This window comes from Rhodococcus sp. H36-A4 (genome assembly GCF_027158005.1).
In the GTDB taxonomy this organism is placed as follows: domain Bacteria; phylum Actinomycetota; class Actinomycetes; order Mycobacteriales; family Mycobacteriaceae; genus Rhodococcoides.
The window spans coordinates 801,574-827,934 of sequence record NZ_JAPVLQ010000002.1 but is presented as its reverse complement, the minus strand read 5'-3'; the positions used below and the strand labels follow the sequence as shown (position 1 = coordinate 827,934).

Here is a 26,361-nt window from a genome sequence, read left to right as displayed (position 1 = left end):
TCATCCCTTCCATGAGGTCGATGTCGAATGTCATTCGGCCAGCAGTCCTTCTGCGGTGCCATCCCATTCGACGACGACTCCATCCACTCGTTGGTCGTTACCCTCGAACGTCACCGGGCCGACTGCCCCGTCGAAACCGGCGGCCGCAACGGCGTCGAGACCGTTCTTGATGTCCTCGCGAGAAGAACCTCCCGCTTCCTTGATAGCTCGCGCGATCATCCACGTCGCGTCGTATCCTTCGGCCGCGTAGTTCAGCGGATCCTTGCCGTACTTGGAGTTGTACGCCTCGACAAATGCCACCGAGGAGGGCGCCGTTTGCAGGTAATTGAAGTCGGTGGCCCAGAACATCCCTGCGCCCGCGGCACCCGCCGGGGCAAGGTTCCCCGCACCGGCCGCTGGATTTCCGACAGCGGGACCGTCGAAACCTGCCTGTCGTAGCTGCGACATCGCTGTCGAGTTCTGCGCGCCGACGAGCAGGAACACAACGGCGTCCGGCTTCTCCCCGACGATTTTGGTGATAGTCGACGCGAAGTCCTGGGTCGTCGATTGCACGCTGGTACTGCTGAGAATTTCGAGGCCCTCGCTCTCCTGCATGGCAGGAAGCTGTGTTTCGGCGATCTCGGCAAGCGTCGGCTGGCCGGCGTTGTAGAGAACACTGATTCGCTTGGCTCCCAGCGTCTTCAGATGATCGATCGCCTTGGGAAAGTATGTTTGCTGCGGCGCGGTCGATCGGAACGTGTAGTCACCGATGACGACGCCTTCGCTCCCCGACTGGGTGAATACCACCGGCGTCTTGGAAGATTCGGCAATCGGCGCGACTGCCACGCTTTGCGGGCCCGACACCGTACCGAGGATTGCCGCTACATCGGGGTTCGCAATACCCTGGGTGACCTGACTCGCTGCGGTCTGCGCATCACCAGCGGTGTCGCGACTGTCGAGTTCGATTGTGGAGTCCCCCAGAAACTTCTGCTCGTTGATCTCCTGGACTGCCAGTTCGATCCCCTCCAGTTGGGAGCCGCCGACGTAGGCGATGGTGCCGGTCTTGTCGGTGGTCGACAACAGGGTAATTTTCGGCGCCATCTCACCCGACGCGGTACCGCCGGATGCCCCACCTCCACTGCATGCAGCGACCGAGATCATCGCTCCTGTCACGCCGAGCAGGACCAGTCTGTTTCGACCGATGGTGAACTTCATTGCTCCTCCTATTTCATGGCAATGATGCGCATGAACTCGTGATCGGTGTCACACTAAGGGTCAGCGAGCCTCTTGTCCAGGTCTCCCGCTGCCGTGAGGCGCACCAGTTGCGGCGAATCATTATCATTGTTTAGAGTGAGGTGCGTCACCTGATCGCAAACCGATTGCAATCCGAACACACAGGGAGTTGTGCAATGGCACTCGACGAAGCCACCGCCGCGTTTCTCACCCAAGCCGCCGAAGGAGGCGGCAAGGCACTGCACGAGATGACACCTGTCGAGGCCCGCTCGATGAACGACACCTTCATCGACCTCTACGGCCCCGGACCGGACATGCACAACGTCGAGAATTTGACGGTGACAGCAACGGAAGGTCATACGATTCCGGTGCGCATCCTGACGCCGACTACGAACCCTCGTGGCGTATTCGTCTACTACCACGGCGGCGGATGGGTGGTCGGCAACCCTGACCAGTTCGACCACCTGGCCCGACGCATCGCTATCGAAACCAATTGCATCGTAATACTTCCGGACTATCGCCTGGCTCCCGAGAACGTCTACCCCGCAGCCGCGGACGACGCCTGGGACGTGCTGCAGTGGAGCGAAATGCACCGTGCACACCTCGACTCGGCACTACCGCTCATTGTGGGTGGTGACAGTTCGGGAGGCAATCTCGCCGCTGTCGTCGCACAGCGTGCAGTACGTGAGAACGGACCTGCGGTAGCTCTGCAAGTACTCGTCTACCCGGTGACCGATCACGACTTCGACACCAGCTCGTACCAAGATCCGGCCAATCAGCTCATGCTCGACAAGACCGCAATGGTCTGGTTCTGGGACCTTTACACCCCGGACACAGGCGTCCGCAACAACTGGGACGTATCACCGCTACATGGTGACGTCGCCGGAGTCGCACCTGCCGTCGTACTACTCGCCGAACACGATGTTCTGCGTGCGGAAGGGATGAAGTACGCCGACAAGCTTTCTGCCGCAGGCGTTTCCGTGGAATCGAAAGTCTTCGATGGTCAGATGCACGGATTCTTCCAGTTCGTGAACATCCTGCCCGGCGCCGATGCCGGTATCAACTACGTCGGCGAAGCAGTCCGAGCGCGACTCGACGCCGCCGTCGGCGCATGAAGGGAACACCCATGAGAACAAACTATTTCGACTCGATCGTAATCGGCGCCGGCTTTTCCGGCGTCTACATGACCCATAAGCTCGAAACCCTCGGACTTTCTGTCCGCGGTTTCGAAGCTGCGGAAACCGTTGGTGGAACCTGGTTCTGGAACACCTACCCCGGCGCCCGATGCGATGTCCTCAGCATGGAATACGCGTTCACGTTCTCGCAGGAGCTCATCGACGAATGGGAATGGACAGAACGCTATCCTGCACAGCCTGAGATCCTCCGCTACATCGACTTCGTCGCCGACAGGCTGGATGTCAAGAAACACTTCCAGTTCAACGTGCGAGTCGAATCCGCAGTGTGGGACGAGGACACCTCACTGTGGACGGTGGGCACCGACTCGGGTGAATACGTGACGGCGAAGTACTTGATCACCGCCGCGGGATGCCTGTCGACCTCGTCCACCCCGGACTTCGCCGGCCTCGACGCATTCGAAGGTGAGACGATCCATACCGCCTCCTGGCCAACCGGCGGCGTCGACTTCGCCGGCAAGCGCGTCGGCGTGATAGGCACGGGATCCTCTGGTGTGCAGGTAATTCCGAAAATCGCCGAACAGGCGGCGCACCTTACGGTGTTCCAGCGATCGCCCGCCTTCAGTCTCGACTGCGGTAATAGACTGTTGACCGAGGACGAGAAGCTTTCGTTCAAAGCACTTCTCGAGGACTACAAGGTCGCGTCCAAGGCATCCGGCGGTGGCCAACCCGTCGACACCCTCGAGATCGGTACGTTCGATCATTCCGAGGAAGAACGTGCTGCGGTGTTCGAGGAACGGTGGAGTCGCCATCGCGCGATCGACATCATCGCGGCCTACCCCGACCTACTCAGCAATCGCGCGGCCAATGACACCATCGCAGAGTTCTTTCGCGGGAAGATCCGCTCGGTCGTCGAAGATCCTGATCTGGCCGAAGCGCTCTCGCCCCGAGAGCATCCGCTGGGGGCCAAGCGAATCACTCTCGACACCGACTACTTTCAAACCTACAACCGCGAGAACGTCTCGCTCGTCAGCGTCAAGAATGCACCGATCGAGGGACTCACTCCGACAGGACTGAAGACAGCCGACGCCGAGTACCCGCTCGACGTCGTCGTCTTCGCCACCGGGTTCGATGCCATCACCGGACCACTGTTGAACATCGACATCCGTGGGCGCAATGGAAAGGCACTGCAGGATAAGTGGGCCGACGGACCGGTCACCTATCTCGGAATCGCGGTCGACGAGTTCCCGAACCTGTTCACCCTCACCGGACCGGGAAGCCCGAATGTGTTGACCAACATGGTCTGCGCAATCGAGCAGCACGTCGAATGGACCGCCGACGCCCTCGCACATATCGAATCGATCGGCGCCAAGACGTTCGAGGCCGACGAGACTGCCGCCAAGGAATGGACGCTGCAAGCAGTCGAGTTGGCCGACATGACCCTCTACCCGGAGGGCAACTCCTGGTACACCGGTGCCAACATCCCCGGAAAACCTCGCGTGATCATGTCCTACGTCGGCGGACTCAACGTTTACCGGGAAACCTGCGACAGCGTCGCTGCCGACAACTACACCGGTTTCACCACCACAATCTAGGAGTCACGCAATGTTCCGCATCACCATCGCGTACAACCACCCCGAGAATCCCGACGCTTTTCTCGCTCACTACCGAGACGTGCACGCACCGTTGACTGCAACGATGCCCGGGATGACGTCCTTCGAGTGGGGCCTGTCGGAGACGCTGGACGGATCGAAACCGGCGCACTTCGTCGTCGGCAATCTCAACTTTCCGTCCAAGAAGGAGGCCGTAGAGGGACTCGGTTCAGCTGAGGGCAAAGCCGGTGTAGACGATTTGCCCAACTTCGCGGGCGCCGGTTTCGTGATGGACATGCACGAGGTCTCGGTCGCATAGTGGCTCAGTCCATGTGAGGGTATTACGAGCGTAAGAGGACGTATTTCCCTCACATGGGCCCAAGGCCCACATCAGCCAAACCCAGGAGCGAGCGGTATTCGAGCCCCTCGGCGGCAATGACGTCGTCCGCACCAGTTGCCCTGTCCACGACGGTGGCAACTCCGACGACCGTCGCACCCGCCTCCCGCAGCGCAGCGACGGCGGTCAGCGGCGAATTGCCGGTGGTTGTGGTGTCTTCGACAACCAACACGCGCTTGCCGACAATGTCGGGTCCCTCGATCTGGCGCTGCATTCCGTGCGCCTTCGCTGCCTTCCGCACGACGAACGCATCGATCGGGCGACCCGGCGCATGCATGACAGCGAACGCAACGGGATCGGCGCCCATCGTCAATCCGCCGACCGAGTCGAAATCCCAGTCCGCGACGAGTTCTCGCATCAACGAACCGATCAGCGCGCTCGCTCGATGATGGAGCGTCGCACGGCGTAGGTCGACGTAGTAGTCGGCCTCTTTCCCCGAAGACAACGTCACCTTGCCGTGGACGATGGCAAGTTCGCGTACGAGGCCGGCCAATTCGGCCCGCTCGGCATTGTCGGCGCTGATGGCCATGAAGAAATCCCTTCGGTCGTCTCCGGAGAATCTACCGACTCCTCTTTCGGTCGACCGACAGAGGATCAGGCAAGCTGCGCGGGCATGTTGTCAGATTGTTCGCCGGCCGACGCGGCATGCTCGACGAACGGCTCTGGATCCGGCACCTTCAATGCCTTCGCTACCAACTTCGACGGAAACGTCGTACGCGCCAGCGAGAGTCGATATGCGTTGTCGTTATACACCCGCACTGCGCCTGCGATCCGTTTCTCGGTCGTCTCCAGATCCCCGGCCGGACCTTGGAAGGCCCAAGTGGTCTTGAGCTTGGGATGCATGTCCGACTCCGCGAGCACCGAGTGCACGGCGGCGGACAGCGCATTCTCCGCTGCAGCCTGTGTGTTGAGACCCAGTTCGCGTTCGCGGACTGCTTTGGACCACGAACGAGCACCGACCAGGGACCGGACCGTTTTCGGATCGAGGCCCGAGGACTCGACGGCAGCGATGAACGGCTCCAGCTGAACGTGACGGCGATCGAGTTCGACGGTCACGAGATGTCGACTCGCAGCGGTGCGCGAGGAATAGCGTCGGACCCGTCGTCCGAGGCTCACTACGTAAGCAAGAAGAACGAGTACGAGGATCGCAAGAACCACGAAAACAGTCACGAGGTATGAATTTATCGGTGTTCGGCCCGACACGCCCGCAGGCTCGCCCGCGTCGCACGAATCAGGTCCGTCCGCGTCCTCGTCCGACAAGGTTGGTCAGCTTCCGGACCACACTTTTCGGCACCTTGCTGCCGACGGCCGTCAGTACTTTGTACTGTGCGCCCGGAATGCTGATGACCTTGCCCTTGTCCAGATCCTTCATAGAGGTCTGCACGACCTGCTCGACGTTCAACCACATGAAGCTCGGGATCGATGACATTTCGATACCTGCCCGCTGATGGAACTCGGTCTTGATGAAACCAGGGCACAGGGCTTGGATCTGAACGCCGGTGCCGGCGAGACCACCGGACAATCCTTCGGAGAACGAGATGACGTATGCCTTCGACGCCGAGTAGGTGGAGCCTCGTCCGGCCAACAAGCCGGCAACACTCGCAACGTTGATCACTGTGCCCTTGGCCGCGGCAACCATCGACGGAAGCGCTGCTCGGGTGAAGTGCATGACGGCAGTGACATTGACGTCCAACTGCGACTGCAGCAGTTCGGGGTCCGCGGTCCAGAATTCACCCGAGGTACCGAAGCCCGCGTTGTTGACCAAATACTCGACTCCCAGTTCCAAACGCGCGATCACCGTCTCGCGCCCGGCCGAGGTTGCCAGATCCGCGGCAATGATCTCCGAGTTCGCACCGAATCCGACGCGCAGATCGTCGGCGAGGGCTCGCAGCTTCAACTCGTTGCGAGCGACGAGCACGAGGTCGTAGCCACGCGATGCCAGATGACGTGCAAATTCGCCGCCGAGTCCCGAAGTGGGACCGGTGACGAGCGCTACGGGGCGCGATGCGGGTGCGGACACAGGTTCGATCGACTCAGCAGTCATAGACGTGAAGGCTATCTTCTCGCAGCCACTTGTTGGCGTCTTGAAAGAACCCGATGTCGCTCCGATCGATCGATTGCTCTCAGGACTCGCGTCGGCGCCGTTCCGCGTCGCGATTGATCGGAGTTGGGCCGCTCGGGCGTCGCGGCGGGTCCGCGGGCGGGGATAGGGGCGGGCGCGGAGCCTGCCGGGGTGCGGGTGCGGGTGGGGGTGGGTTCGGCGCATGCCCGCCCCCGCCCCCGTCGGCGTCGGAGTCGGGGCGGCGACGCGGCAAGTCGGCTCGGGGATCGGCAGGGCGGTTCCGGACGGGTGGCAGTACGTGAAGAAGTCCCGACAGTCTGGCCACCGCGTCGATAGCGGCATCCCAATCTCTACCCGTGCTGCCCAGCGGCACCGACCCCAGTGCCCATTCACTTTCGCTCCACAGTAACGACACGTGCGCCGGGACGGACTCGGTGAAGGCCGCCATACGCTGATCGCAGACCCGGCGAGCGATTTCGATATCTGTGGCGAACACGACGCGCGGGCCGATCGACCCGAGCAATTCCATGTCCTTTTCACGCGGGGGCGGAGTCGATTTGAGACGAAGATCGATATCGACGTCGGACCCGACGGGACGCTTGACCGCCACGATGGTCGAAGTCTCCTCGACGTCGAAGAGCACGAACTTCTCGCCCCTACGGACACCGCGGACGACGTCGAGAGCAATCGCATCGTCGAGCTTGGCCAGCGCTGCCCGATGAAAATGAGAGATCAGTTGATCATCCGTCGGGGCATACGTATAGCCCTGGGCCTTCGCCCACATCTGTCGAACTCGCCCGAGCTGATCGCGGCGCGACCGATCGACATAGAGAAGGGCGACCGCGCCCGCAAGCGCGATCACTGCTAGTCCGAACCACATAACCGTCATCGGTGATCACCTTATAGCGTGCTGGGTGGGGTGCCTGCGTCGATGGAGCCGGGAGGGTTCAGCCACCGAATTTGGGCACTTCGATGATGACCTCGGCCGTGATGGATCCGCCTTCGACAGGTGCACCATTGACGACGACCAAGGATCCGACCTTCAGATCGGAGAGGTCGAATCCCGACAGGGAGATAACCTCGGTCTGCGGGGTCGTAGTGACCGTTACCGGAGCGCCGTCGACACCATTGATCGAGATAGTGGCGCCGTCGATCGCAGTGATGGTTCCGACCGCAGCACCCGCCCCACCGAGTATCTCCGGAATTCCACCGGGCACGAGTCCACCAGGCGCCGACGGAACGACGGGCGCGCGACCCGGTGTAGTGGGCAGCGGCGCCGAACTCTGGGGCAGCGTCCTGGTTATCCCGGGCGACGCAGTGCCCTCCGAATCCGAGGATCGATTGGTGAGAAAGAGAATCCCCGCGAGTACTACGACGACAAGGACTGCCAGGGCAAGGAGCGCAACGAGCCACTTGTTGGACGAACCACCACCGGACCCGCCGCCCGAAGCCTCGACCGGCGTCTCCCCCGTATAACCGGGAGGCTGACCATACTGCCCCGGGTTTTCCGCGTACTGCTGGTTCGGCGCGTACTGCTGGTTGGCTGCGTACTGCTGGTTGGGGTCGTACGGGGGCATGGCCTGAGTAGGGTTCGGCTGCTGTGGATACGGCTGCCCGTACTCATGAACCGGTGACTGCGGATAACCGAACTGCTGAGTGGACTGGTCCGGATACGGCTGGCCAGTTGGGTAGGGCTGTGTACCGGGGTAGGGCTGGCCAGTCGGATAAGTCTGCCCAGCGGGATAAGTCTGGGAGTCCGGGTACTGCTGATACTGCTGGCCACCCGGGTGCTGCTGGGGTTGCCAGACCTCGGTGGGCTGATCGTTCTCGGATCCCTCGGGCAACGGGTTCGCGGTGCCATCTGCCCAGGTCCGATCGCTGCCACGAGGCCGATCACGCGGCTCGTCCGGATTCGTCATGTTCACGAGGGTACGTCCGAAGTAGGGCCCACCGGAAAGTATCCGGTGGGCCCTACTTCTATCAGCGAAGCGTTCGTCAGCTCAGGATCAGCTGATCCCCGTCGGGATTCACGTCCACCGAGACGGCGTCACCGTCGCGAACCTTGCCCGCCAACAGCAGCTTGGCAAGCTGATCGCCGATTGCCTGCTGGGTCAGCCTGCGCAGTGGACGAGCCCCGTACATGGGGTCGTAACCGCGCGACGCCAACCACATCTTCGCCGCCGGGGACACCTCCAGCGTCAGCCGTCGAGCAGCAAGACGCTTGGCCAATTGGCCGAGCTGGATGTCGACGATCGACTCGAGCTGCTCCTCGGACAAAGCGTCGAAAACGACGACGTCGTCGAGGCGGTTGACGAACTCCGGCTTGAAGGCCCGACGGACCGCATCCATGACCTGATCCTTGTCACCGCCTGCCCCGAGGTTCGAGGTGAGGATCAAGATGGTGTTGCGGAAGTCGACGGTGCGGCCCTGGCCGTCGGTCAACCTGCCCTCGTCGAGCACGGCGAGCAGGATGTCGAAGACGTCCGGGTGTGCCTTCTCGACCTCGTCGAACAGTACGACGGTGTACGGACGCCTGCGGACGGCTTCGGTGAGCTGCCCGCCTGCTTCGTACCCGACGTAGCCGGGAGGTGCACCGACCAATCGCGCTACTGCGTGCTTCTCGCTGTACTCGCTCATGTCGATCCGAACCATTGCGCGTTCGTCGTCGAACAGGAAGTCCGCGAGCGCTTTCGCGAGCTCGGTCTTGCCGACGCCGGTCGGACCGAGGAACAGGAACGATCCTGTCGGACGGTTCGGATCGGCGACCCCGGCGCGTGCTCGGCGGACCGCGTCGGACACCGCTTGGACGGCATCTTTCTGGCCGACGACGCGCTTACCCAACTCGTCTTCCATGCGCAGCAACTTCGCCGTCTCACCCTCGAGCATCCGGCCGGCGGGAATTCCGGTCCAGACCGCGACGACATCGGCGACGTCGTCCGGGCCGACCTCTTCCTTGAGCATGAGCCCTTCCTGCGCGGGCGTCGACTCGGTCTTCGCTGCAAGCTCCTTCTCGAGAGTCGGGATCCGGCCGTAACGCAGTTCCGCGGCCTTGCCGAGATCGCCATCGCGCTCGGCGCGTTCGGATTCACCGCGCAGGTTCTCGAGCTCTTCTTTGAGAACACGCACGGAGTCGATGGCCGTTTTTTCGTTCTGCCAGCGGGTGCTCAACTGGTTGAGCTTCTCCTGGGAGTCCGCCAACTCCGCACGTAGCTTCTCGAGCCGAGCTTTCGACGCGTCGTCGGTCTCCTTCTCGAGTGCCATCTCTTCGATCTCGAGCCGACGAACCGACCGTTCCACCTCGTCGATTTCGACGGGCCGTGAGTCGATTTCCATGCGCAGCCTCGACGCAGCCTCGTCGACCAGGTCGATCGCCTTGTCCGGTAGGAACCGTGCGGTGATGTAGCGGTCGCTCAATGTGGCGGCAGCAACGAGAGCCGAGTCGGTGATGCGAACGCCATGGTGCACCTCGTAACGCTCCTTGAGGCCACGCAGAATTCCGACGGTGTCCTCGACCGAGGGTTCGCCGACGTAGACCTGCTGGAATCGCCGTTCGAGGGCGGCATCTTTCTCGATGTACTTGCGGTACTCCTCGAGTGTCGTGGCTCCCACGAGTCGCAGTTCACCGCGGGCGAGCATCGGCTTGATCATGTTGCCTGCGTCCATTGCGGACTCACCGCTCGCGCCTGCGCCGACGATGGTGTGCAGCTCGTCGATGAAGGTGATGATCTGCCCGGCGGAGTTCTTGATGTCGTCGAGTACGGCCTTGAGCCGTTCCTCGAACTCACCGCGGAACTTGGCGCCCGCGACCATCGAGCCGAGGTCGAGCGACACCACGGTCTTGCCCTTCAGGCTTTCCGGCACGTCGCCGGCGATGATCCGCTGCGCAAGTCCTTCCACGATGGCCGTCTTGCCGACACCGGGCTCGCCGATGAGGACGGGATTGTTCTTGGTACGGCGTGAGAGGACCTGGACGACGCGCCTGATCTCGGTGTCGCGGCCGATGACCGGATCGAGCTTGCCTTCGCGAGCCTGAGCAGTCAGATCGGTGCTGTACTTTTCGAGGGCCTGGTAGGTGCTCTCGGGATCTGCGCTGGTGACGCGCGCACTCCCCCGGACGGCCTGGAATGCGTCACGTAGCTCGTTGGCGCCCGCACCGTGGCCGGTGAGGAGGTTGGCGACATCGGAACCACCGGTCGCGAGCCCTACCATCAAGTGTTCGGTGGAGACGTACTCGTCGTCCAGTTCGGTCGCCAGTGCCTGTGCTGCGGTGATGGCCGCAAGCGCCTCACGTCCGAGCTGCGGAGTGGTTGTCGAGCCTGTAGCGGAGGGCAGGCGGTCGACCAATTTTTGTGCTTCGGTACGCACTGCAATCGGGTCGACACCGACGGCCTTCAGCAGGGGCGCGGCGATGCCGTCCGTCTGGTCCAGCAACGCCACCAACAAATGCGACGGGCGAATATCCGGGTTTCCCGCTGCGGACGCGGCTTGCAGAGCGGCACTGAGCGCGGCCTGCGTTTTCGTTGTGGGGGTGAAGCTGTCCACTGGTCACCTACTTTCTCGACTGAGCGTTTCGTGTGTCGCTGGATGTAACACTACTCAAGTTGAGTCTGTTCCGCTCAAGTTCGCTGATGCGGCTCTTTCAGCGACGCATCAGCCCGCGAGAAGTCGCGGCGGCAACCGCCGAGGTCCGCGAATCCACGCTCAACTTGGTGTAGATGTGCGCGAGGTGAGACTTGACGGTGGCTTGACTCAAGAACAATTTCTGACTGATCTGCAGGTTGGAGAGGCCGTCTGCCACCAACCCCAGTACCTCGATCTCCCGCAGAGTCAGCGCGTTGTCCGGCGTCCTCATCCGGTCCATCAGTCGTGAGGCGATCGAGGGTGCGAGCGCGGACTTGCCCGATGCCGCGGTGCGAACTGCAGCCGCGAGCTCCTCGGGGGGCGCATCCTTCAGCAGATAGCCCGCTGCCCCTGCCTCGATCGCGGCAAGGATGTCTGCGTCGGTGTCATAGGTCGTCAGCACCAACACATGCGGCCCGTCCGGGCGAGCACTGATCACGGCGATAGCTTCGGCACCGTGCATTCCGGGTCCGAACTGCAGGTCCATCAGCACGACGTCGACGTCGAGTTCGGCGGACACTTCGATCGCTTCCTCGGCGGTCCGTGCCTCGGCGATCACCTGAAAGTCGGGTTCGGTCTCCAATACGGCCCGCAATCCGGCGCGCACAACCGGGTGATCGTCTGCAAGCAGGAGGCGAATCATGCTCGCACCTCCAACGGCAAAGTGACGGCGATAGCGGTGCCCTCGCCAGGAGCGGTCTCCACCACCATCGTCCCGTGCAACGAGCGAGCCCGCGCGCGCATCCCCGGTAGCCCGAATCCTCGATCTGTGCGAGGAGGAAGCGCATCAGGATCGAAACCCGTTCCGTCGTCGACGACATCGAGGGCGACTTCGGTGTCCATGTAGCTCAGTGTCACCGCCACTCGGTCGGCATTACTGTGTTGAACGGCGTTGGCGAGGGCAGATTGCGCGATCCGAAGCAATGCGACCTCGTGCGCGATCGGCAGCGGAACCGGTGTGCCGGACAGCGTCCAATCGACCACCGGTCCACCTGTATGAAAGGCATTGGCGCACAAGCGTTCCAAGGCTGCCGACAACGAACTGTTCTCGAGGTCGGGTGGGGTGAGGGCGCGAACGAAACGCCGCGCTTCCTCCAGATTGCTCACTGCCGTCTCCCGCGCATGGACGACGTGTTCTCGCGCTTCGTCCGGCCGCTCGGGGAGCATTCGTTCCGACGCACGCAGCAGTAACTGGATACTCGACAGACCCTGTGCCAAGGTGTCGTGGATTTCACGGGCGAGACGCTCGCGCTCTGCGAGGGCCCCTGCCGCATGCTCGGCCGCTGCGAGTTCTCCGCGGGTCGCAGTGAGCTCCTCGATGAGTCTGCGCCGCTGTTCACTCTCCCGGTACAGAGCGTCGTAGCCGAATACCACCGCGACGGCGACCGTCGCTCCGAGCGCCGGTCCGATGACGACTCCCACTGTGAGTGCACCTTGATGCCAGGAGAAACCACCGATCGCCGCGATCGTCGTCGCCACAACTGTGGTCAACCCCCATTTTGGGGAGAGCAGGTGTAGTTGCAGGAAGTAGAGCGGAAACGCGACGTAGACGGCCTCCGGACTCAACACGAGCAACACGATCCACAGGACACCTACCGCTACCAACCACTGCGCGGCCGCCGAACGAGAGGTCCGCGCCCTCGGCCACAACGCACCTGCCGTGTACACCGCGCCGAGAAGCACCGCGATGACGACTATCGCGACCATGTCCGGCGCATCGTCCAGAACTGCCCGCACGATCGAAAGCGCAACCAATGCGACGAACATCAGATGGAGGCAGCCGCGCAGTACGCGAACGAGTGGGGTGTTCGAAGACGGATCCATAGATACCGCAGCTTATCGAGTTCGACCCCGCAACTGCATCGTCCGAAAGGTGTAGCGGGCACTCCCCCTAACGGCTCTTCCCATGCAGCCTGCCGGTCGATGCCGAACACGCAGGTTCCGACCAGAGTTGAGGTCAGTCACCGAGACCCGATTCGGTGGCATGCAAGGAGAGGCAAAAGCCGTGTTCGTCGCCTGGAGAGATCTACTGTTCGCCAAGGGACGGTTCGCCCTGATGGGCACCGTCATCATCCTGATCACCATGTTGGTCGGCCTGCTGTCCGGACTCACCGCAGGGCTCGGGAAGGAAAGCACATCCGCCATTACCGGCCTGTCCGCGGACCGGCTCACGTTTTCCGAGCCTGCCGCGGGTAAGTCGGTGTCGTTCACCGACTCCACTGTCACCGAATCCATGTGGCAACAGTGGTCGAGTGTCGACGGCGTCGACCGAGCCGACCCACTCGGCATCACCACCACCAAGGCCGAAGCCGGTGAGCACAGTGCTGCAATTTCTGCCTTCGGCGTGCAGCAAGGTTCGGCCCTGGCACCGGAATCGGATCTCATAGTTCCCGGAACTGCCGTGTTGTCGACTTCCGCAGCCGACGAGCTCGACGTGAGCACCGGCGACGACTTCCTACTCGGTGGGCAACGTCTGACCGTCGCAGCGATCGACGGCGACGCCTCCTACAGCCACACCCCGGTGATCTTCATGGACCTGGCCGCCTGGCAGACCCTCACTGGTGGCTCGTCGACCGGTCCGTTGTCGGCCACCGTGATCGGTTTGACCACCAGCGGCGACACTGCCGACCTGGCCGCGGCCGACACGCAGATCGGTACCGACACCGTGACCACGTCCGGTGCCAAATCTGCAATCGGTTCCTACACTTCGGAAAATGGTTCGCTCCAGCTGATGCGCGCTTTCATGTTCGCAATCTCAGCTCTGGTCATCGGTGCATTTTTCACCGTGTGGACCATCCAGCGCACCGGTGACGTCGCCGTACTCAAAGCCCTCGGCGCGTCCACCGGCTACCTGTTGCGAGATGCGCTCGGCCAAGCAGTCGTACTTCTGACCGCAGGCACGGCGATCGGAACCGCACTCGCTGCCGGCGTCGGAGCATTGGTCGGCGGGGCCGTCCCATTCGTACTCGATGTCGGCACAGTGACACTGCCAGCACTGATCATCATCATCCTCGGCGCGATGGGCGCCGGACTGTCCATCAACCGCATCACCTCGGTTGATCCCCTTACTGCACTCGGGAGCGCACGATGAGCTTGAACCTGACCGACATCACTCTCACCTACCCTGACGGTGCCGGCCGCCTGACCGCGTTGGACAGCGTCGACTTGACCGTCGAAAAGGGGACGATGACAGCGATCATCGGACCTTCCGGCTCCGGGAAGTCCAGTCTGCTGGCCGTTGCCGCAACCTTGATCACGCCCGATCATGGGCAGGTTGTCATCGATGGAGTATCGACCGAATCGCTTTCCCGCGGCGCCTTGACCACTCTGCGCCGCAACAAGGTCGGCATGGTTTTCCAGCAACCGAACCTGCTTGCCTCGTTGACCGCAGTCGAGCAGCTACAGGTCATCGCACACATCAACGGTGACTCGCCGCGGGCTGCGAAAGAAAAAGCGTTGGCGATGCTCGATTCTGTCGGGCTGAGCAAGGAAGCCGACAAGCGACCGAACCAATTGTCCGGTGGTCAACGTCAGCGGGTCAACATCGTCAGAGCCATGATGAACGACCCCGCTGTGTTGCTCGTCGACGAGCCCACCAGCGCGCTCGACCAAGAACGCGGTGCGGCGATCTTGGACCTCATCACCACCCTGACGCACCGCAACGCGACCGCTACAGTGGTCGTCACGCACGACCACTCACATCTATCCGCCATGGACAATGTCGTCGAAATCGTCGATGGAGTTCTGCGGACCGCGGTGAAGAGCGGCGCCTGATCGAGGAGAGGTCGACTACGTCACCTCCGTTCGTCTAGTTTGGTAGGCGGCTACTGGGACGGAGGTTGATTCATGCAAAACCAGCGAGCAATTGCCCTGATCCGGGCCGGTTTCAAATCGGTGCAGGCCGCCGAGGATGGTCCGGATCGGTTGGCTCGCTCCTTTTTTGCACACCTCTTCGCACAAAATCCAGACTTCCGAACGCTCTTTCCTGCGTCGATGAATCAACTTCGCCGCCATTTCGTTCTGGCTCTGGGCTACATCTTCGACAATCTCGACAAGACGGACCGGATCGAACCGTTTCTGAAGCAGCTCGGACGGGATCATCGAAAGCACGCAATTACCGGCGCGCACTTTCGCGCAGGACAGTCCGCGCTCATTGCAGCCTTCCGTGGTTTCGTCGGCAACGAGGTGTGGACCGAAGAAGTCGAAGCAGCCTGGACCCACACGCTCGATGCAGTGAGCCGCAGCATGGCGGTAGCAGCAGACAACGACGAGTTGCCGCCGTATTGGGGTGCAACCGTCGTCGAGCACCACCGGGTACTCGACGATCTGGCGATCATTCGACTGAAGGTCGACGCCTCGATTCCCTACTACCCGGGCCAATACGTCAGCGTTCGGATTCCACAACGCCCCAATCTGTGGCGATACCTCTCGCCTGCGATTCCGAGTAATCCGCAGGGGGAGATCGAATTTCACGTTCGCCGCGTCTCGGGAGGATGGGTCAGTCCCGCGATGGTCTCCGAGGTGTCGGTCGGCGACAGGTGGGCAATAAGCCCTCCTCTCGGCGGCATGTCCATCGATCGAAACAGTCCAGAAGACGTGCTGATGATTGCCGGTGGAACCGGGATCGCGCCGCTACGAGCGCAAATCATGGACATGGCAATGCGCAGCACCAACCCCCGCGTCCACCTGTTCGTCAGCGGCGTATACCCGCGCGATCTGTACGACATCGAAACGCTGTGGCAGATTTCGCTGTCGAATCCATGGCTGACGGTGATTCCGGTGACCGAGGATTACGAGGACCCTTGGTGGCACTCCGGTCCGACGCGTGAACTGCCATGGGGAATGCACCGTCAACTCTATGGTCGGATCAGCACTGTCGTAACACAATTCGGCTCCTGGGCGGATCGGCAGATTCAGATATCCGGATCCCCCTCGATGGTGCGTACGACCATGTACGCGCTGCGCAGAAACGGTACGCCGATGGAGCACGTGCAGCACGATCCACTCTAGATGTTGCTGCCCCTTTCAGTGCGGATCCCACCGATCCATCAGCATCACCTTGTGCCCCAGTTCAATCGAGCTAGCTACGAAGTTCAGAACAGCTGATAGAACGGCGACCCGCAGATAAGTCTGCGCACTGGTATCGACGGTCATAGCTCCCAATCTAGAACGCGTTCTACCTCATGAGCAAGGCTCCGAGTTCATGTACTCGATCTGGAGTATCCGCGGACACCAGAAGCATCGTGACGCCCGCATCCTCCCACCTCTTCACCTCTTCGCGGACGTAATCGGCATTTCCGATGATCATCGTTTCGGCAACCATCTCATCGGGCACCATCGCGGCGGCCTCGGCCTTACGCCCGGACTGATAGAGCTTGCCGATTTCGGCGACTTCGTGGTCGTAACCCATTCGGTTGTACACCTGGGCGTGAAAGTTCAATTCGGGCGCGCCCATGCCCCCCACGTACAGCGCGATGGTGGGTTTGAGCCGCGCGATGGTGGCAGCTCGATCGTCGGTGAGCACTACCTGGCAGGTGGCAGCAACCTCGAAATCAGCCCGGCTGCGTCGCGCGCCCGGGCGCGCGAACCCCTCGTCTAGCCACCCGTTGTACATCGGTGCAAGCCGCGGCGAATAGTAGATTGCCAGCCAGCCGTCGGCGATCTCGGCGGCAAGGGCAACATTCTTGGGGCCCTCCGCGCCCAGCCAGATCGGCAGATCCGCGCGCAGCGGATGCGTGATCGGCTTGAGCGGCTTGCCCATTCCCGTTCCGTCGACCGGCAGCGGATAATGCGGGCCGGCACTGGTCACCGGCGCTTCGCGGGCGAGAACCTGCCGCACGATGTCGACGTATTCCCGAGTCCGAGCCAGGGGCTTGGCGAACGGTTGCCCATACCAACCCTCGACGACCTGGGGGCCCGAGACGCCCAGGCCCAGGATCGCTCGCCCTCCACTCAAGTGGTCCAGCGTCAAGGCGTGCATGGCGCAATTCGTCGGTGTACGAGCGGACAACTGCGCAACCGAAGTGCCGAGCTGCACCGATTCCGTCCGTGCGCCCCACCAAGCCAACGGAGTGAACGCGTCCGAACCCCAGGATTCGGCGGCGAAGATGGCGTCGAAGCCGGCGGCCTCGGCCGCGTCGACCAGTTCTCCTGTACCGGCAGGAGGCTGTGCACCCCAGTATCCGAGCTGCAATCCGAGCTTCATTCGCGAGCCTTCCTGTAGCGCGGCCTTGCCACCATAATGAGAACCTGTTCTACTGAAAAATGTGACTATGGTGAGTACACCACTCAGCGCGCCCTTGAACAACGCCTTCGACTACACCCGCTCTGTCGGGCCTACCATCGGGGCATTTTTTACGGGCCTGCGCCGCAAGCAAATAATCGGCGGACGAGGAAGCGACGGGCGGGTATACGTGCCCCCACCCGAATACGACTCCGTCACAAAAGAACCCGTCACCGACTTCGTCGACGTCGGTTCCACAGGCACCGTAACCTCTTGGTCCTGGGTAGAGACTCCCTACGACGACCACCCCCTCGATCGACCTTTCGCCTTCGCACTGATCCAACTCGACGGCGCCGACACCTCGCTCCTTCATGCCGTCGACGCCGAGTCCGCGGACCGGATGTCCACCGGAATGCGCGTACAACCGCGATGGGCGCAGGACCGTACCGGCGACATTCACGACATCGTGTGCTTCGAACCTGCTGAGCTAACGAAAGAGTCCGAACCTGAACCTGAAGGTGCGTCCGGGGAACCCGTCGAGATGATCACCACCCCCGTCCGCCTCGAGTACACCCACACTGCCTCGGCCGAGGAAAGCTACTACCTTCGCGGTCTCGCCGAAGGGCGCTTCCTCGGAGGCCGGACAGATTCCGAGGGCAAGGTCTACGTCCCGCCGCGCGGCGCAAGCCCAACGGACGGGCGGCCGACGACGGAGAAGGTCGAACTACCCGATCACGGCATCATGACGACCTACTGCATCGTCAATGTTCCGTTCAAGGGCCAGAAGATCAAGCCTCCGTACATTGCGGCATATGTGCTGCTCGACGGCGCCGACATTCCGTTCCAGCATCTGATTCTCGAATGCGATCCGGCGGACGTCCGGATGGGAATGCGCGTCGAGGCCAAGTGGAAGCCGCGCGAGGAATGGGGTTACACGCTCGAGAACATCGAGTACTTCCGGCCGACGGGTGAACCCGACGCCGAGTACGACACCTACAAGCACCACCTCTGAGGGGCGAGAGCATGACCGATATCGCAGTGGTGGGCTTCGCACAGGCACCGAATGTCGCACAGACGGCGGGTACCACCAACGGCGTCGAGATGCTGGTTCCATGTTTCCAGCAGCTGTATGCCGAGTTGGGAATCACGAAGTCCGACATCGGATTCTGGTGCTCGGGTTCTTCCGACTACCTGGCCGGACGGGCTTTCTCTTTCATTTCCGCCATCGACGCCATCGGTGCGGTCCCACCGATCAACGAGTCTCACGTCGAGATGGATGCGGCATGGGCACTGTACGAAGCCTGGATCAAACTGATGACGGGCGAGGTCGAGACAGCGCTGGTGTACGGCTTCGGAAAGTCTTCGGCGGGGACTCTGGCGAAAATTCTTGCGATGCAACTCGATCCCTACCTCGTCGCTCCACTGTGGCCGGATTCGCTATCCATCGCCGGACTCCAGGCACGGGCCGGAATCGACGCCGGGAAGTGGGACGCGCGAGCAATGGCCGAGGTCGCCGTCCGCAACCGTGCCAACGCTCATCCTTTGGCACAGTTGTCCGGCAACCTCGACATCGAGAAGTTGCTACAGGCGGACTACATCGCAGACCCCCTGCGCGCACATGATTGCGCACCGGTGACCGATGGTGCGTCGGCGATCGTCCTCGCTGCGGGTGACCGTGCGCGCTCTCTTCGCGAAAACCCCGCGTGGATAAGCGGGATCGAGCATTTGATCGATTCGCCGAACTTCGGCGCACGGGATCTGACGACGGCGCCGTCGGCATACAACGCCGCAGTGAAAGCGTCGGGCGGTGATCTTGCCGGCATCGAGCTGGCCGAACTGCACGCACCGTTCACCCATCAGGAACTGATTCTGTCCGACTGGCTCCCCGAGACCGCGACGATCAATCCCTCCGGTGGCACGCTGGTGGGAAACCCGATGTTCTCCGCCGGACTCGAGCGAATCGGCCATGCGGCGTCGAGGATCTTCGACGGCAGTGCCGGTCGGGTTCTCGCGCATGCAACGAGCGGCCCACTGCTACAACAAAACTTGGTAGCCGTCATGGAGGGAAGATAAGTGAGCAAGCAACCCGCTGCGGTACTGGGTACCGGCCAGACTCACTATGTCGCCAAGCGACACGACGTCTCGATGTCCGGACTAGTGCGCGAGGCGATCGACCGCGCGATGATCGACGCCGAGGTGTCGTGGGACGACATCGATGCGGTCGTCATCGGCAAGGCACCTGATCTGTTCGAGGGCGTCATGATGCCCGAGTTGTTCATGGCCGACGCCATCGGCGCCACTGGCAAGCCGCTCCTGCGCGTCCACACTGCCGGTTCGGTGGGTGGCTCGACGGCTATCGTGGCGTCGTCGTTGGTGCAGTCCGGGGTGCACAAACGTGTTCTCGCCGTCGCTTGGGAGAAGCAATCGGAGAGCAATGCCATGTGGGCCTTGTCGATTCCGGTGCCGTTCAACATGCCTGTCGGTGCTGGTGCCGGCGGATACTTTGCCCCGCATATCCGCTCGTATATTCGCCGATCGAATGCACCCGAGCACATCGGCGCGATGGTGGCGGTCAAGGACCGGCTCAACGGTAGCCGGAATCCCTATGCGCACCTGAAGCATCCGGACATCACGCTGGAGTCGGTTCAGGCGTCACAGATGCTGTGGGACCCCATCCGATACGACGAGACGTGCCCGTCGTCCGACGGGGCCTGCGCGGTGGTGATCGGTGACGAGGCCACGGCCCACGCTCGTGAGGCGGACGGCAAGAAGGTTGCGTGGATCCACGCTACTTCGATGCGCACCGAGCCGACGACGTTCGCCGGACGCGACCAGGTCAGTCCCCAGGCGGGCCGCGATGCGGCTGCGGCACTGTGGAAGGCAGCGGGAATCACCGATCCTCTCGAAGAGATCGATGTTGCTGAAATTTATGTTCCGTTCTCGTGGTTCGAACCGATGTGGCTCGAGAACCTCGGATTCGTGCCCGAGGGCCAGGGATGGAAACTGACCGAGGCAGGCGACACCGCCATGGGCGGTAGGCTCCCGGTCAACTGCTCCGGCGGCGTTCTGTCGTCCAACCCCATCGGGGCGTCGGGAATGATCAGGTTTGCCGAGGCGGCAATGCAGGTTATGCACCGCGCGGGCGACCACCAGGTGGACAATGCCAAGAAAGCCTTCGGCCACGCCTACGGCGGAGGGTCCCAATATTTCTCCATGTGGGTCGTAGGGAGCGAACAGCCATGAAGTACACGGTCGGTATTGCAATGACACCGCTACACGAACTGCCGGTGCTGGCGAAGACAGCCGAGGAGTGCGGTTTCTCCTCGATCGCACTACCGGATTCGTTGTTCTACATGGAAACACAGACGACGGATTATCCGTACACACCCGATGGCTCACGAATGTGGAATGCCGAAACTCCATGGGTCGATCCGCTCATCGCGGCAGCTGCAATGGGTGCGGTGACCTCGACCATCGAGTTCTATACCCAGGTCCTCAAGCTCGGGTCTCGCAATCCGGTTCTACTTGCCCGCCAAGTAGGTTCGGTTGCCGCACTGACCGACAATCGATTCGGATTCGGTGTCGGGATCGGCTGGGCTCCAGAGGAATTCGAATGGTGTGGGGCACCTTACGCCAAGCGTGGCAAGCGAGTCGACGAGATGATCGAGGTCCTCAAGGCGATCCTCGGCGGCGGCATGGTGGAGTACCACGGCGAGTTCTTCGATTTCGACAAGCTTCAGATGAGTCCGGCACCTACGAAGCCGGTTCCTTTCTACGTCGGCGGTCACACCGATGTGGCGCTACGACGCGCTGCTCGAGTAGGTGACGGGTGGACGTCGGCGATGATCAAGTTCGACGATCTGGTCACCGTCATCACCCGCCTGCGAGAACTCCGAGAAGAGTACGGCACGGCCGACAAGCCGTTCGAGATCCAGACCGTGTGCATCGACCGCTTCGGTAAGGACGGTTACGCCGAACTGGAAGACGCCGGTGTCACCGACATCATCTCGGTACCGTGGATATTCGACGGCATCGCATTCGACGGTCCGCTGGAAGCGAAGCAGGACTCGCTTCGGAAGTTCGCGGAGAAGTTCATCTAGACGCCATACGAATACGAGAGCGGCAGTACGTCTTACGAAGACGTACTGCCGCTCTCGTGTTTACTACCAGGTTTAGTGCGGGACTGGGCAGCCGCCCTTGTAGTCGACCTGGAATTCCTTGACTCCGTTGAGCCAACCCGAGCGTAGACGCCGGGGATCGCCGAGCTTGGAGATGTCGGGGATGTGGTCGGCGATCGCGTTGAACATCAGATTGATCTCCATCCGCGCGAGATTCGCCCCGATGCAGTAGTGAGCGCCGTGGCCACCGAAGCCGAGGTGCGGGTTCGGGTCTCGTAGGATGTCGAACTTGTACGGATCCTCGAAGACGTCTTCGTCGAAGTTCGCGGAGCCGTAGAACATCACGACTCGTTCACCGGCCTTGATCATGGTGCCGTTCAGGTCGAAATCCTGATTCGCGGTGCGCTGGAAGGAGGTGACCGGGGTGGCATAACGGACGACTTCGTCCGCCGTGGTGTCCGGGCGCTCCTTCTTGTACAACTCCCACTGCTCAGGGTTGTCGATGAACGCACCCATCCCATGGGTGAGCGCGTTGCGGGTGGTCTCGTTGCCCGCGACGGCAAGGATGATCACGAAGAAGCCGAATTCCTCGGGTGCGAGGTGATCACCGTCGATGTCGGCGTTGATCAGGGTGGTGATGATGTCGTCCTTGGGGCACTTTCGACGCTCGTCCGCGATGCCGTACGCGTACCCGAGGATCTGGGTCGACGCCTCGACCGGGTCGATGTCGAACTCCGGGTCGTCGTATGCGGTCATCTCGTTGGACCAATCGAAGATCTTCTTGCGATCCTCCTGCGGGATCCCGAGCAGATCGGCGATGGCCTGCAACGGCAACTCCGAAGCGATTTCGGTGACGAAGTCACCGGTCGGATTCTCTGCCGCCTTCTTGACGATCTCCTGCGCACGACGCTCCAACTCATCGTGCAGGCCACCGATCGCCCTAGGGGTGAATCCCTTGGCGACGATCTTGCGGGTCTTGGTGTGCTGGGGAGCGTCCTGGTTGATCATCACGAACCGCTGCAGTTCGACCTGCTCGCGTGTGATGTCGTCGTTGAATCGCGGCATCGCGGTGTTCTCGAAGCTCGAGAAGACGTCGCTGCGCTTGGAGATCTCTTTGATCTCGGCATGCTTGGTGACGACCCAGTATCCGTCGTCGTCGAATCCACCGACGTTGCGCGGCTGCGGGCACCACCAGACCGGAGCTGTTTTGCGAAGCTCGGCGAACTCTTCTACCGGTATCCTCTGTTCGTAGATACTGGGGTCGGTCGGGTCGAAGCCCTCCGGCAAATCGGGACGAATGAGGTCCTGATGTAGGTCTGTCACTTGCTCTCCTGACAGTTTCTTGGGTCGATACACAGGCTGCGGTCCTGTTCGGGGCCTCCGAGCAGGCTGCGCTGCTGCTCGGAGCCACTTTCACGGGCCGCGCTCTTTTGGAACACGTTCTAGCTTTATTCAAACACAAGGGGTCGAGATAGGGAAGAAGATACGGTCAACGCCCATTAACAGTAAGATGGAACCTGTTCTACTTTTGATTGAAGAGAGAGGAGCCCGCAGTGGGCAATCCCGTTATCGTCGAGGCCGTCCGTACACCGATCGGCAAGCGAGGTGGATGGCTGTCGGGTCTGCACGCTGCCGAATTGCTCGGCCTTGCCCAGACCGGTGCAATCGAGCGACTCGGCGTCGCCCCCGAGTTGGTCCAGCAAGTCATCGGCGGATGTGTCACCCAGGCCGGTGAACAGTCGAACAACATCACCAGGACTGCATGGCTTCACGCGGGCCTGCCGTGGCAGAGCGGTGCAATGACGATCGACGCTCAGTGCGGCTCGGCGCAACAGGCCAACCACCTGATCGCCGGTTTGATTTCGATCGGAGCCATCGATACCGGAATGGCCTGCGGTGTCGAAGCCATGAGCCGCGTTCCTCTCGGAGCCAATGTCGGCGAGAACGCCGGACCGAGACGGCCGGATTCGTGGAGCATCGACATGCCGAATCAGTTCGAAGCCGCAGAGCGGATAGCACGACGCCGCGGCATCACCCGAACTGACCTCGAAGCCCTCGGCGTTCGGTCGCAGGCCCTCGCCAAGGCGGCATGGGAGGAGGGGCGCTTCGACCGTGAAGTTATGTCGGTGCAGGTCGGAGACGAGACCGTGAGCCGGGATCAGGGCTTGCGTGACACGACAGCGGAATCGCTGGCGAAGCTCAAGCCCGTGATGGACGGCGGAATGCACACTGCAGGTACCTCGTCTCAGATTTCCGACGGCGCCGCCGCGGTCATCCTGATGGATGAGGATCGAGCCAGAGAGCTCGGTTTCACCCCTCGTGCACGCATCGTCTCGCAGTGCTTGGTCGGAGCGGAGCCCGAGTTCCACCTCGACGGCCCGGTGCAGGCCACCACGCGTGTCCTCGAGCAGAGCGGGATGAAGATCGGCGACCTGGACCTGTTCGAGGTCAACGAGGCGTTCGCTTCGGTTCTACTGTCCTGGGCTTCGGTGCACAAGCCCGACATGGACAAGGTAAATGTCAACGGTGGAGCCTTGGCAATCGGTCACCCGGTCGGCAGCACCGGTTCTCGACTGATCACGACGGCGCTACACGAGCTCGAACGCCGCAACGGTTCGACAGCATTGATCACGATGTGCGCAGGTGGGGCATTGTCCACCGGCACAATCATCGAACGGATCTGAACCTCTCGACTAGAGGTCACAGTTGATTCGGGGGCTTTTTCGTGTCGGGCAGCGTTACATCATCGCTGCTCGGCGCGAGCCATGGAATCCACGTTTCGGTGATCAAGCGCCCGTCTCCGGTGAGAATCGCGTCGGGGTCGGGATCTACGAGTACCGGAAATGCAGCGACTGCGTCGAGTTCGATGTTCTTTACCAGCTTGCCGTTCTCGAGCGTGTAGCGGACCGGTACTCGGCAGGACTCGGCGTCGAACGCCCACGGCGCGCCGAGGTAGATCATGCCTCTGCCCATCTCGTCGAGTGCTGTCACCGATCCGTCGACCTCCACCCTCAGCGCCCAGTAGGCGGGTAGCTCGACGTCGAATTCGAATCGGGTGGGCGCATCCGGTCCGGTCAACTGAATCATCAGCAGCGCACCCTGACCCGGGTTTCGTGACGGGACGATGATGTCGAAGGAGCCGAACGGATAGAACACTGAGTCGAACGGTCCACTGATGGCGTTGTCGATTCCGGTTGCGCACGCCATCCGTAGTCGTACCGCTGCAGCGCCGTCTTCGGAGTGCAGTGTTACCCACTCGGACGGGTGCGGAGCAGGTCGGCCGTTCGGGGTATAGGACAACACCGCGCGCAGGAGTGGCTGCTCGATGGCAATTCCACCGTCGCGTGCATCGAACGTTTCCCTGCGATCGTCAGTCACTGTGGTACTGCCCTCCAACGCCTGCCAGCACTGTCGACGGCGAACCAGCGACTCGACCATCCTGTATTGAGGATTCAACCGCATCAGCTACTTTTCAGCAACCCTCGAGTTTCCTGAACAGCTGGCCTCGGCCATGCCTATCTACAATTCTGCGCGCGAATGCCGTGCAAGACGCGCCCTATCCGGTGCCGTCCGGCGGAACCTCCGGGAGACCTTCACTGGCTCGCAACTTCTCAGCCATCGAACTCAACAGGTTTTGCGATTCCTCGGACAGGTCGAAAGCCCTGATCGACAGCCTACGAAGGCCGTAGCCCTTCAGTTGCGCTAGAAGTTCGAGATCGTGATCGACTTTGGCGGCGTAGATGTCGTTGAAGAAGTAGTCCGGTTCGACCTTGAAGAAGCGAGCCAGTGCGGCCACCGTTTCGTTCGACGGGTTATTGCGCTGACCGGACCGGAGTTGCGAAATGTACGGCTTGGAAATCTGATGTCCGTTGCCGGCGAGCGCGTCGGCAACTTCGGCATTGGTGTGGGGCCTGCGGCCAGGGGGATGCACGACACTGAATAGCTTGTTCAGACGTGCCGCGAAGTCGATGGACATCGGGATATTTCATCCTTCCGAAACGGAGAGGCACCGCCCGCATGAGGCGCCGTAACGATAACGAAATGATAACCCTATACCCGGTAGCCGACCGTTTTCTCCTGATCGACGGACATGTTGATCTTGTAATTCGAGGCAAACCGTCAAAACGAGGCTTTCGGGCAGGACCCCGAACCCTCGAGAAGACCGATATCTCTGTCTTCGTGTTAACCTACCAAGCACTTGCTTGTTTTTCAGCTTACGTGAGGATCCTTGATCAATGGCAATCACTTCGAGCACCACCGACGGAATCACCGTCGTCACGGTCGACTACCCACCCGTCAATGCGTATCCGACGCAGGGATGGTTCGACTTCGCTGACATAGTCACCGCAGCAAGCCGCGACGAGAACACACGCGTCGTGGTCGTGCGAGCCGAGAACCGCGGGTTCTGTGCGGGCGTCGATATCAAGGAGTTCGCGCGCGACTCCGGGCACGGTCGCCTCATCGACGCCAACCGGGGATGTGCCGCCGCATTCGCGGCGGTCTACGACTGCGCAGTACCGGTCATCAGCGCCGTGCAGGGCTTCTGCCTCGGCGGGGGCATCGGGATCGTCGGCAACTCCGACATCATCGTGGCTTCCGACGACGCAACCTTCGGACTCCCCGAGGTCGACCGTGGCGCCCTGGGCGCGGCGACGCACCTGTCCCGACTCGTACCACAGCACCTGATGCGCGCGCTGTTCTTCACCGCGTCCACCATCACCGCGCAGCAGTTGGAGCACCACGGCTCGGTCTACAAAGTGGTTCCGCGAGCGGAACTGGACGATACGGCGTTGGAAATCGCACGCGATATCGCCGCCAAGGACCCGCGGGTGATCCGAGCCGCGAAGGAAGCACTCAACGGTATCGATCTGCAGCCGGTACACAGAAGCTACCGCTACGAGCAAGGCTTCACCTTCGAACTGAACCTGTCGGGAGCAGCCGACGAGATCCGCGCATCGTTCGAGGACGATCTCGCACGCGCCAAAGGAGCAGCAGGAAAATGAC

At 61.8% G+C, this 26,361-nt stretch carries 26 protein-coding genes; 12 read left to right on the top strand and 14 right to left on the bottom strand.

Features of this window, described 5'->3' with window-relative positions:
* Window positions 1-30 precede the first annotated feature (30 nt).
* Window positions 31-1,194 carry an ABC transporter substrate-binding protein gene (locus O1W68_RS08830; RefSeq protein WP_269302716.1) on the bottom strand — a complete coding sequence of 388 codons (1,164 nt, stop codon included), beginning with the start codon at window positions 1,192-1,194 and terminating at the stop codon, window positions 31-33.
* Between the two features lie 194 nt (window positions 1,195-1,388).
* On the opposite strand from O1W68_RS08830, the gene O1W68_RS08825 reads away from it, so the two are divergent.
* Genes O1W68_RS08825 through O1W68_RS08815 form a run of 3 tightly spaced genes read left to right on the top strand, consistent with a single transcriptional unit; the run spans window position 1,389 to window position 4,256 of the window.
* Window positions 1,389-2,327 (top strand): alpha/beta hydrolase, encoded by a 939-nt coding sequence (locus O1W68_RS08825; protein WP_269302715.1) that lies wholly within the window; start codon window positions 1,389-1,391, stop codon window positions 2,325-2,327.
* Window positions 2,328-2,338: 11 nt separating this feature from the next.
* Complete coding sequence (locus O1W68_RS08820; protein WP_269302714.1) at window positions 2,339-3,940, top strand: flavin-containing monooxygenase; 1,602 nt, start codon at window positions 2,339-2,341, stop codon at window positions 3,938-3,940.
* A 10-nt stretch (window positions 3,941-3,950) separates the two neighbouring features.
* Window positions 3,951-4,256, top strand: coding sequence for an EthD family reductase (locus O1W68_RS08815; protein ID WP_269302711.1), 306 nt, complete (start codon window positions 3,951-3,953; stop codon window positions 4,254-4,256).
* A 49-nt stretch (window positions 4,257-4,305) separates the two neighbouring features.
* Here O1W68_RS08815 and pyrE read toward each other — a convergent pair whose 3' ends face one another.
* The 8 genes from pyrE to O1W68_RS08775 all read right to left on the bottom strand — a co-directional run bounded on the left by pyrE (window position 4,306) and on the right by O1W68_RS08775 (window position 12,840).
* Window positions 4,306-4,863: an orotate phosphoribosyltransferase gene (gene pyrE / locus O1W68_RS08810; RefSeq protein WP_269302709.1), complete on the bottom strand. Its 558-nt coding sequence runs from the start codon at window positions 4,861-4,863 to the stop codon at window positions 4,306-4,308.
* Between the two features lie 65 nt (window positions 4,864-4,928).
* On the bottom strand, window positions 4,929-5,504 hold the full coding sequence (locus O1W68_RS08805; protein ID WP_269302707.1) for a LemA family protein: 576 nt from the start codon (window positions 5,502-5,504) through the stop codon (window positions 4,929-4,931).
* A gap of 61 nt (window positions 5,505-5,565) precedes the next feature.
* A complete protein-coding gene (locus tag O1W68_RS08800) occupies window positions 5,566-6,378 on the bottom strand; it encodes an SDR family NAD(P)-dependent oxidoreductase (protein ID WP_442972302.1) in 813 nt (270 codons plus the stop codon).
* Window positions 6,379-6,457: 79 nt separating this feature from the next.
* Entirely contained in the window at window positions 6,458-7,276 is an 819-nt protein-coding gene (locus O1W68_RS08795; protein ID WP_269302898.1) for a hypothetical protein, read from the bottom strand.
* A gap of 67 nt (window positions 7,277-7,343) precedes the next feature.
* Entirely contained in the window at window positions 7,344-8,315 is a 972-nt protein-coding gene (locus O1W68_RS08790) for a DUF5666 domain-containing protein (RefSeq protein ID WP_269302706.1), read from the bottom strand.
* Window positions 8,316-8,391: 76 nt separating this feature from the next.
* The gene (clpB, locus tag O1W68_RS08785; RefSeq protein WP_269302704.1) at window positions 8,392-10,938 is read right to left on the bottom strand and encodes an ATP-dependent chaperone ClpB; all 2,547 of its coding nucleotides are present in this window, start codon (window positions 10,936-10,938) and stop codon (window positions 8,392-8,394) included.
* 97 nt (window positions 10,939-11,035) lie between these two features.
* Window positions 11,036-11,659, bottom strand: coding sequence for a response regulator (locus tag O1W68_RS08780; RefSeq protein ID WP_269302702.1), 624 nt, complete (start codon window positions 11,657-11,659; stop codon window positions 11,036-11,038).
* On the bottom strand, window positions 11,656-12,840 hold the full coding sequence (locus O1W68_RS08775) for a sensor histidine kinase (protein WP_269302701.1): 1,185 nt from the start codon (window positions 12,838-12,840) through the stop codon (window positions 11,656-11,658). The genes O1W68_RS08780 and O1W68_RS08775 overlap by 4 nt, the downstream gene beginning before the upstream one ends.
* A gap of 181 nt (window positions 12,841-13,021) precedes the next feature.
* On the opposite strand from O1W68_RS08775, the gene O1W68_RS08770 reads away from it, so the two are divergent.
* The 3 genes from O1W68_RS08770 (at window position 13,022) to O1W68_RS08760 (ending at window position 16,026) form a co-directional block, all read left to right on the top strand.
* Window positions 13,022-14,107, top strand: coding sequence for an ABC transporter permease (locus tag O1W68_RS08770; RefSeq protein WP_269302699.1), 1,086 nt, complete (start codon window positions 13,022-13,024; stop codon window positions 14,105-14,107).
* The gene (locus O1W68_RS08765; RefSeq protein WP_269302697.1) at window positions 14,104-14,790 is read left to right on the top strand and encodes an ABC transporter ATP-binding protein; all 687 of its coding nucleotides are present in this window, start codon (window positions 14,104-14,106) and stop codon (window positions 14,788-14,790) included. Before O1W68_RS08770 ends, O1W68_RS08765 begins: the two co-directional genes overlap by 4 nt.
* A gap of 72 nt (window positions 14,791-14,862) precedes the next feature.
* A complete protein-coding gene (locus O1W68_RS08760; protein WP_269302695.1) occupies window positions 14,863-16,026 on the top strand; it encodes an FAD-binding oxidoreductase in 1,164 nt (387 codons plus the stop codon).
* Window positions 16,027-16,041: 15 nt separating this feature from the next.
* Here the strand turns inward: O1W68_RS08760 and O1W68_RS08755 are convergent, their stop codons facing one another.
* Both O1W68_RS08755 and O1W68_RS08750 read right to left on the bottom strand, forming a co-directional pair.
* Window positions 16,042-16,170: a hypothetical protein gene (locus O1W68_RS08755; RefSeq protein ID WP_269302694.1), complete on the bottom strand. Its 129-nt coding sequence runs from the start codon at window positions 16,168-16,170 to the stop codon at window positions 16,042-16,044.
* A 22-nt stretch (window positions 16,171-16,192) separates the two neighbouring features.
* Complete coding sequence (locus O1W68_RS08750; protein WP_269302692.1) at window positions 16,193-17,221, bottom strand: LLM class F420-dependent oxidoreductase; 1,029 nt, start codon at window positions 17,219-17,221, stop codon at window positions 16,193-16,195.
* Window positions 17,222-17,288: 67 nt separating this feature from the next.
* Here O1W68_RS08750 and O1W68_RS08745 point away from each other — a divergent pair, with 67 nt between their 5' ends.
* Genes O1W68_RS08745 through O1W68_RS08730 form a run of 4 tightly spaced genes read left to right on the top strand, consistent with a single transcriptional unit; the run spans window position 17,289 to window position 21,339 of the window.
* Window positions 17,289-18,251, top strand: a complete 963-nt coding sequence (locus O1W68_RS08745; RefSeq protein ID WP_269302691.1) for a Zn-ribbon domain-containing OB-fold protein — start codon at window positions 17,289-17,291, stop codon at window positions 18,249-18,251.
* An 11-nt stretch (window positions 18,252-18,262) separates the two neighbouring features.
* A complete protein-coding gene (locus tag O1W68_RS08740; protein ID WP_269302689.1) occupies window positions 18,263-19,312 on the top strand; it encodes a thiolase domain-containing protein in 1,050 nt (349 codons plus the stop codon).
* The gene (locus O1W68_RS08735) at window positions 19,313-20,482 is read left to right on the top strand and encodes a thiolase domain-containing protein (RefSeq protein ID WP_269302688.1); all 1,170 of its coding nucleotides are present in this window, start codon (window positions 19,313-19,315) and stop codon (window positions 20,480-20,482) included.
* A complete protein-coding gene (locus O1W68_RS08730) occupies window positions 20,479-21,339 on the top strand; it encodes a TIGR03619 family F420-dependent LLM class oxidoreductase (RefSeq protein WP_269302686.1) in 861 nt (286 codons plus the stop codon). Before O1W68_RS08735 ends, O1W68_RS08730 begins: the two co-directional genes overlap by 4 nt.
* Before the next feature lie 72 nt (window positions 21,340-21,411).
* Here the strand turns inward: O1W68_RS08730 and O1W68_RS08725 are convergent, their stop codons facing one another.
* Entirely contained in the window at window positions 21,412-22,680 is a 1,269-nt protein-coding gene (locus O1W68_RS08725) for a cytochrome P450 (protein WP_269302685.1), read from the bottom strand.
* A gap of 230 nt (window positions 22,681-22,910) precedes the next feature.
* Between O1W68_RS08725 and O1W68_RS08720 the strand changes: the two genes are divergently transcribed.
* Window positions 22,911-24,041, top strand: a complete 1,131-nt coding sequence (locus O1W68_RS08720) for a steroid 3-ketoacyl-CoA thiolase (RefSeq protein WP_269302683.1) — start codon at window positions 22,911-22,913, stop codon at window positions 24,039-24,041.
* Between the two features lie 16 nt (window positions 24,042-24,057).
* On the opposite strand, the gene O1W68_RS08715 is transcribed toward O1W68_RS08720, so the two are convergent.
* Together O1W68_RS08715 and O1W68_RS08710 are read right to left on the bottom strand one after the other, a co-directional pair.
* On the bottom strand, window positions 24,058-24,735 hold the full coding sequence (locus O1W68_RS08715) for a hypothetical protein (protein WP_269302681.1): 678 nt from the start codon (window positions 24,733-24,735) through the stop codon (window positions 24,058-24,060).
* A gap of 178 nt (window positions 24,736-24,913) precedes the next feature.
* Window positions 24,914-25,333, bottom strand: coding sequence for a helix-turn-helix domain-containing protein (locus tag O1W68_RS08710; RefSeq protein ID WP_269302679.1), 420 nt, complete (start codon window positions 25,331-25,333; stop codon window positions 24,914-24,916).
* 259 nt (window positions 25,334-25,592) lie between these two features.
* On the opposite strand from O1W68_RS08710, the gene O1W68_RS08705 reads away from it, so the two are divergent.
* Window positions 25,593-26,360 (top strand): enoyl-CoA hydratase family protein, encoded by a 768-nt coding sequence (locus tag O1W68_RS08705; protein ID WP_269302677.1) that lies wholly within the window; start codon window positions 25,593-25,595, stop codon window positions 26,358-26,360.
* Window position 26,361 lies beyond the last annotated feature (1 nt).